Here is a 6,738-nt window from a genome sequence, read left to right as displayed (position 1 = left end):
TCACCGCCCTCGGCATACCCGTCACCGAAGCCATAGGATGAGTCCGTCCGGGGAAAGGGGAAATCCGGCCCAGCCGTGATTTGCTCAACAGAGTCGCGCCTCAGCGAAGAGGTTGGGAAAAAGCCGCTCGCGGTAGTCGAGCGGGAACGCGATGCGAACCGCCGTCCTCAAGCTGGCCGAGGCGATGAAGCCCGCGTCCTGCGCGCGACGGAGCGCGGTGCGCGCCGTCCGCTCGCCGGCCGCCATGGACGCCCACGGTCTCGCGCAGCCGTGCGGATCGCTCAAGAAAACGGGACCCGTCGACTGCGCGGCGATAGCCGGGCCTCGTCTCCGACGGGTCGCGCGTCCGCGCCGCGCCGGCGGCCATTGCGTTCGCCGGGGCGTCGCTCTCGCGGACATGGCGATCAGCCTGCGCCTCGCCTCAGCGCCCGGCGGTGTAGTCCCGGATGTCGGCGAGATCGGCCTTTCGCGCGGCGTGTTTTCGACGCGCATTCAGCCTCGCGCACGGCGCTCGGCCAGGAACGCGTCGATGTCGAGCGGCGCGGGCAGGCCGCTGCGCTCGCCCTCGTCGATGGCGGCGCGCAAGTCGCTCAACGTCGCCTCGCGCTCCTCCAGCAGGCGCAGGCCGGCGCGGACGACATCACTGGCGGAAACGTAGCGGCCCTCGGCGACTTTGTCTGCGATGAACTGCGCGAAGTGGTCGCCCACGATGACGGAGGTGTTGCGGGGCATCTGCGATCCTCCGGTTTATGATACCAGAGCATGGTATCAGCAGGCGGTCGATCAACGATGCGGCAGCGCCGCGATGGCGTTGCGGGGCTGGCCCTCGACATTGACGCCGTGGATCATCTTCTGGACCTTGGCGTAAAGCTGTCCGACCTTGGGTGCCCACCCCAAACCGGGAAAGGCGCGTTGCTCCCATGCGCATTCTCGACTATATAATATGCGTTATATAGCCGGGAGCCATGACATGCAGACGCTCAAGATCACCACGGTCGGGGCTTCGTCGGGGGTGATCCTGACCAAGGAGGTCATGGCCCATCTGAAGGTCAAGAAGGGCGACACGCTCTACCTGACCGAGGCGGCGGACGGCGGCTATCGCCTGACGCCCTACAATCCCGAGTTCGCCCGGCAGATGGCGCTCGCCGACGAGATCATGCACGACGACCGCGAAGTGCTGCGCGCCCTCGCGAAGTGAGCGACCCGTCTGGCGGATGGCGCTGGGTCGACCCGGCGGTCATCGCTGCCGTCCATGACCGGCAGCTCGCCGAGCACGGCGGCTCCGAGGGCGTTCGCGATGCTGGCGGGATCGAGAGCGCGCTGGCGCGGGCGGTCAATCTCGCGAACTACGGTGAGCCGGACGCCGCCGATCTGGCGGCGGCCTACGCCTACGGGATCGCCAAGAACCACGGCTTCGTCGATGGCAACAAGCGAACGGCCTGGATCGCCGCCCGCCTGTTTCTCGCCGACAACGGCTACCGGCTCCTCTTCGACAAGCTCGATGCGATCCGAACCATGGAGGGCGTCGCTGGCGGCGCCGTGTCCGAGGCCGCTCTGGCGACGTGGTTTCGCGACCGGATGAGCCGTCCGGACTAGCGGCAGCCAAACCGCATCGGCCATGGCCGCAAGTCGTTATGGCGCCGGTTGAAGATGCGTCATTGTTGATTTCCACGCGGAACCGACCCGGGAAGCGGCCTGATTTCCACTGAGATCTGACCCATGTGACCCCCCTTCATCGATCCGCCGCGGGACGTCAGACCTCGACGCCGAGCGGGCGGGGCCGCGCCGACGGGCCGATCGGCGCGCATGACGACCACTGCCCAATGTCCGCAGATCGTGTTGGCGAATGAGGCGTCGGATGCGCGCAGTGATCAGGGCCGGCCTCATCCGGGCAGAGCGTCGATGATCGCCCTTGTCTCCGGCGCGCGCCGAAGCGCGGCGTCGAGCCGCTTTCTCCACGCCGGTCCGGACGCCCGGGCCGCCTCATGGGCCTCCGCAAGATCCTCCGGCCGTTCCTCCGCCAGCACCTCAATCAGGAACGCCGCCTGGGCGAGGTCCTTTCGCGCCTTGATCGACTCGACGCCATCTCGGCGTCGATCGGAGACGATGAGCTTGTGGATGGCGAAGCGCTCCGGCCGCGGGATCCGCACCAGAACGCCGGAACGGTAGAGGAACGCCGCATGGATCGGCTCGGCGATCAGATAGTTCAGAAAGTGCAGGCTCTGCGCGCTGACGCCGAGCGCCGGGAGATCGCGCACTCCTTCCTCCGCATCGAACGACGGCGTCAGGAACTCGACGAGCGCCTGCCGCTCGGTCTGGCGCCAGCGCCAGACGCGGCCCCGCTCGATCGACGGGACGGGGTCGAACCTGAGATCGGCGAAGACGTCCGCGAGGGGCGGGTCGACGCGATCCTCGAGCACGATCGACAGGCGCTCGAAGCTCGCGATGTCGATGTCGTCGGTCATCGCCGCATCGTCGAAGCCGATCCGGACGCCAAGCTCTCCCTCGTAGCACCGGAAGGCGTGCGTGCCGACGAGCGTGCCGCCGAGGCGAAAGACGCCGACCTTGCCCATGGCGGCGACGACCTGACCGTTCGCGATATCCGACATCCGGAAGCCTTCGGCGCGTAGCACGCGCATGAGGCGCGCGCGTCCGCGCGCCGCCTCCTTGGACTGCGCACGCAACGCCTGCGCCGCGGCAAGGCGATCGCGCAGCTCTGGGCCGTCTTCGCCGATGTAGCGGTCGAGGGTCTGCGCGCCGATGCGGTGCTGGTCGTACCAGTAGCCGCGGCCGTTGATCGTCTTGAGCCGCGGCGCCCCGCGGATGTCCGAGACGACTTCGTCGCGCAGAAGCCTCAGCAGCTCGGCATAGGCCGACGTTCCGGTTGCGCTGTGCGACTTGATCATTCCATACCCTACAAAAATCATTTCGCAGGGTGTATCGATCTCATCCTTACCCTACAAAACATATTTTGCAGGGTATGATGCGCCGGCGTCCGACGCCGACACGGTTTTCGGACATGGCGGACGATTGTCGCCGAACCGGCTTCCACGTATTGTGCAGCCCGTCGGGAACTGCGCCGCCCGAGCCCCGACGCCAGGCCCTGTCGGCACCTGCTTGTCGCGTGGCGGCGCGAGGGCTACTGGTGCTCCAGCAGAGCACTTGATGAGGTTGGACGTCATGGGCGTGCGCAAGCAGTCGGTCAGTTTCACGGACGCCGCTTTCGCCTTCGCGGAGGACCTCGTCCGACGGGGCGAGTATCCGACGATCAGCGCGGCGGTCTCTGGCGAGATGATGCGCGCGCGCGCCGCGCGCGCCGCGGAACAGGCGCTTTTCGAGGCCGAGCTGACCCGGCGCCTCGCGCTGCCCGTCGATCAGTGGGCGCCGCTCGGCGAACCCGCCGATCTCACGCGCGGCGCGCGTGCGCGGCTTGCCGCGCTGCGCGGCGACGACGGTGCGTGATGCGCCTTGCGCCGCATCCCCTGGTCTCGCGCGACATCGACGGCATCGTGGACCACATCCTCGCGGTGACGGACGGCGACGTCGCCGCAGCCGTCAGGCGCCTCGACGAAATCGACGCCCTGCTCGTCTCGATCCTTGAGAATCCCCAGTCGGGCGCGCGGCTGCCGACGTCACTCGACGGGTGGATTGCGCGCCATGGCGGGCGCGACCGGAAGATCACGGTGGTGTTCAAGCCGGACCCGCAGGCCGATCTCCTGCTGGTCGCCCTCGTGGCGTTCGGCGGTCGCGACTGGCTGACGCTCGCACCCTCGCGTCGGTTCGGCGAATGAAGGACCTGCTCGTCAGGGCGCCATGGACGCCCGGCCGCCATGGGTCCGACCTGCAAACCGCCGGACGCGTCTGATGTCGGCGCTGGGATATTTCCGCGCGACGCTCGCTGACGGGGCGCGGCCAAGGGTGGACTTCTCGCGCGGCCAGTTGATCGCTTGGGACCAGATCCGGGCGGGCGTCCTTGACGAGGCCTTTGCGGCCGGCGTGGTGCGCGATGCGGCGCGGCGCATCGTCAGGGCGCCCGATCCGGACGCGACCCAGGTCCTGATCGCGCCCGCCATCTTCGCGGCGCGCTATGAGCACGGCGCGGCGGTGTCCCTGTCATCGCAGACGGCGCCCTTCGTCCTGCCCGCGTTGCTGGACGCCAAAGGCGTGCTGCGCCCGCATGCCACGGCGCGGCCATGGATCGCGCGCGACCATCTCGACGGCGCGGCCGGCGATGCGCCGCAGATCGGCGCGCTGGAGGCCTGCGACCGGTTTCTCGAACATCGGCCGCGCGAGCCTCTTGAGACGTGGCCCGCGATGGTCGGCTGGCTCGAGGCCATGATCGAGGCGGTCGCCGGCGCGCCGCTCGCGAAGCTCGCGCTTCCTGATCACGTGCGCCTCGACGGAGCGCGCCTCCTCGCCGAGCCGCCGCCGGTCCCCGCGCGGCACGTGCTCGATCTTCTGAATGATCTCGACCGGGAACGGCCGCCGGGCTGCCTGCCGGCCCTCGTGCGCGCCCGACCGTGCCGGCCGCTTCTCGACGCGTCGGCGCGCGAGGCGGCGCGGCGCGGCCATCTCGGTCAGTTGGGCGGTCTCTGGCCGCTCTCGACCCGTCAGCGCGAGGCCCTTCACCATGTCGACGCGCTCGCCGAGGGCGAGATCCTCGCGGTCGCTGGCCCGCCCGGCACCGGCAAGACCACACTGATCCGTTCGCTTGTCGCGACCCGCGTCGTCGAGGCCGCGCTCATGGGCGCCGACGCCCCGCCACCAATCATCGTCGTGGCGTCGACGAACAACAGGGCGATCCGGAGCGCCGTCGAGAGCCTCGATGGCGCCGACCTTCCGGCGAAGCTCGCCGACACGCCTCTGGCGCGCCGCTGGATACCGAGCGTCGGCTCCTTCGCGATGCTCATGCCGGCGGCGGGCAGGGCGCGGGCGTTCGAAGGCCTTCAGATGGGCCGCTTCGGTCCGCAGCCGGACGGCGTGGTCGTCGCGCTTCACGCGCCGGAGGCGCTGGCGGCGGCGGAGCGGTCGATGCTCGACAACGCGACGGCGCAGTTCGCGCGGCGCTTCGACCGGATCGAGGACGTCGCCGACGCCCTCTACGCCGAGCTCTCGGCCGCGCAGGCCGTGATCGGCGAGCTCTGCGTCGAAGCTGGAGCGCTGACCGCGGCGGGTGCGGACGCTGCGTCGATCCTTGACGCCAAAAGGCGCGTCACTGACGCCGAAATCGCGATGGCAGCGTTCCATGACGGTGAGGTGCGCATCGAAACCGCCATGCGTAAGGCCCTGCCGGGTCCGATCGCAACCGCACTGCTCTGGTGCCTCGGGCGGCGCCGGGCGCGTTGGCTCGATGCGCGGGCGCTGTTTCGCGCCGCGGGCCTCGATCATCAGCCCTTCGACAGTCTGGTTCCGGTGCGTCGCGCCGACCTGCTGCCGGCAATTCAGTCGGCGCTGAGCAGCCGTCGCGGGGCGGTCGAGGCGGAGACGACGGAGGCGACCGCCGCTCTTCGCGAGGCGGAGCGGCGTCATGCGGCGCGCGAGCGCTGGCCACGTCTGATCGGCTCCCTGGCGCAGACCGGGACGCCGGCCGACCTCGCCGACGCCGCCTGCGCCGACCCGGCCGAACTCGACCGCCTCCTCGACGTCACGCTGCGCCCGCGCGCCTTTCTACTCGCCGCGCGATGGTGGGAAGTCCAGTGGCTGATCCGCACGCGACGTCTCCAGAAGCCCGGCAGGCCCTTCGCTTTTCTGAACCAGCCCGGCAGGGCCGGCGGCGAGCAGCGTTTTCGCCATATGGCCTGCGTCACGCCCTGCTTCGTATCGACGCTTCATATGCTCCCGAGGCACTTTGCGCTGTGGAACCCCGACGGGAGCCGGCCCGGCGGCGACAAGTCCCTGACGGAGTTCATCGATCTTCTGATCATCGACGAGGCGGGGCAGGTGGCGCCGGAGCTGGGCGCGCCCTCGCTCGCTCTCGCCCGCCGCGCCGTGGTCGTGGGCGACGTTCACCAGATCGAGCCCATACCGGCGGTCTCGGTTGCGGCCGACGAGGCCAATCTCGCGCGCAGCGGCTTCACCGAGGTTCAGGCCGCGACAATCAGGACGCAGGGACTCGCCGCCTCGACCGGCAGCCTGATGCAGGCCGCTCACGCGGCGACAGCCTTCGCGAGCCCGGGCGACGAGGGAGTGTTCCTCAATGAGCACCGTCGCTGTCCCCGGGAGATCGTCGGGTTCTGCAACGACCTCGTCTACGGCGGCCGCCTTCTCCCCATGACGCCTGACGCCGAGCGGCGTCTGCCCCCGCTCGGATGGGCGAACGTGCGCGGCGTTGCCCGGAAGGTAGGCTCGGGCTGGCGCAACGATCAGGAGGCGGCCGAGATCGCCGGCTGGCTCGCCCGACGCCGCGCCGAAATCGAGGCCTGGTTCGACGACGAAGTCTCGAAGGTTGTCGCGATCGTGACGCCATATGCCGGCCAGGCGACCGCCCTTCGCGCCGCGCTGGCGGCGGTCGGCGCGCCGGGTGGCCTGACCGTTGGAACGATTCATGCCCTTCAGGGCGCGGAGCGCCAGATCGTCATGTTCTCGCCAACGGTCACGGCCGGCGCGCTAGAAGGTCCGCCCTTTTTCGATAAGACGCCGAACATGTTGATTTCCACGCGGAACTGACCCGGGAAGCGGCCCAATTTCCACTGAGATCTGACCCATGTGACCCACCCCCCAGAGCCATGCTCGACGGGG

Annotated in this window: 7 protein-coding genes; 5 read left to right on the top strand and 2 right to left on the bottom strand. The window is 69.5% G+C overall.

Features of this window, described 5'->3' with window-relative positions:
- Nucleotides 1–492 precede the first annotated feature (492 nt).
- Nucleotides 493–732, bottom strand: coding sequence for a type II toxin-antitoxin system ParD family antitoxin (locus BLW43_RS22100; RefSeq protein WP_093256980.1), 240 nt, complete (start codon nt 730–732; stop codon nt 493–495).
- A 238-nt stretch (nt 733–970) separates the two neighbouring features.
- On the opposite strand from BLW43_RS22100, the gene BLW43_RS22095 reads away from it, so the two are divergent.
- Both BLW43_RS22095 and BLW43_RS22090 read left to right on the top strand, forming a co-directional pair.
- Nucleotides 971–1,198 (top strand): AbrB/MazE/SpoVT family DNA-binding domain-containing protein, encoded by a 228-nt coding sequence (locus BLW43_RS22095; RefSeq protein ID WP_093256978.1) that lies wholly within the window; start codon nt 971–973, stop codon nt 1,196–1,198.
- Nucleotides 1,195–1,596, top strand: coding sequence for a type II toxin-antitoxin system death-on-curing family toxin (locus BLW43_RS22090; protein WP_093256976.1), 402 nt, complete (start codon nt 1,195–1,197; stop codon nt 1,594–1,596). Before BLW43_RS22095 ends, BLW43_RS22090 begins: the two co-directional genes overlap by 4 nt.
- 287 nt (nt 1,597–1,883) lie before the next feature.
- On the opposite strand, the gene BLW43_RS22085 is transcribed toward BLW43_RS22090, so the two are convergent.
- Nucleotides 1,884–2,906 carry a nucleotidyltransferase family protein gene (locus BLW43_RS22085; protein WP_093256974.1) on the bottom strand — a complete coding sequence of 341 codons (1,023 nt, stop codon included), beginning with the start codon at nt 2,904–2,906 and terminating at the stop codon, nt 1,884–1,886.
- A gap of 259 nt (nt 2,907–3,165) precedes the next feature.
- Here BLW43_RS22085 and BLW43_RS22080 point away from each other — a divergent pair, with 259 nt between their 5' ends.
- From BLW43_RS22080 to BLW43_RS22070, 3 genes are all read left to right on the top strand, one after another.
- The gene (locus BLW43_RS22080) at nt 3,166–3,462 is read left to right on the top strand and encodes a hypothetical protein (RefSeq protein WP_245731169.1); all 297 of its coding nucleotides are present in this window, start codon (nt 3,166–3,168) and stop codon (nt 3,460–3,462) included.
- The gene (locus BLW43_RS22075; protein WP_093256969.1) at nt 3,462–3,791 is read left to right on the top strand and encodes a hypothetical protein; all 330 of its coding nucleotides are present in this window, start codon (nt 3,462–3,464) and stop codon (nt 3,789–3,791) included. Before BLW43_RS22080 ends, BLW43_RS22075 begins: the two co-directional genes overlap by 1 nt.
- A 73-nt stretch (nt 3,792–3,864) precedes the next feature.
- A complete protein-coding gene (locus tag BLW43_RS22070; protein WP_175479064.1) occupies nt 3,865–6,666 on the top strand; it encodes a DEAD/DEAH box helicase in 2,802 nt (933 codons plus the stop codon).
- Nucleotides 6,667–6,738: the final 72 nt, after the last annotated feature.

The organism is Rubrimonas cliftonensis (assembly GCF_900107585.1).
Lineage (GTDB): Bacteria > Pseudomonadota > Alphaproteobacteria > Rhodobacterales > Rhodobacteraceae > Rubrimonas > Rubrimonas cliftonensis.
This window is presented reverse-complemented; position numbering and strand designations above follow the sequence as displayed.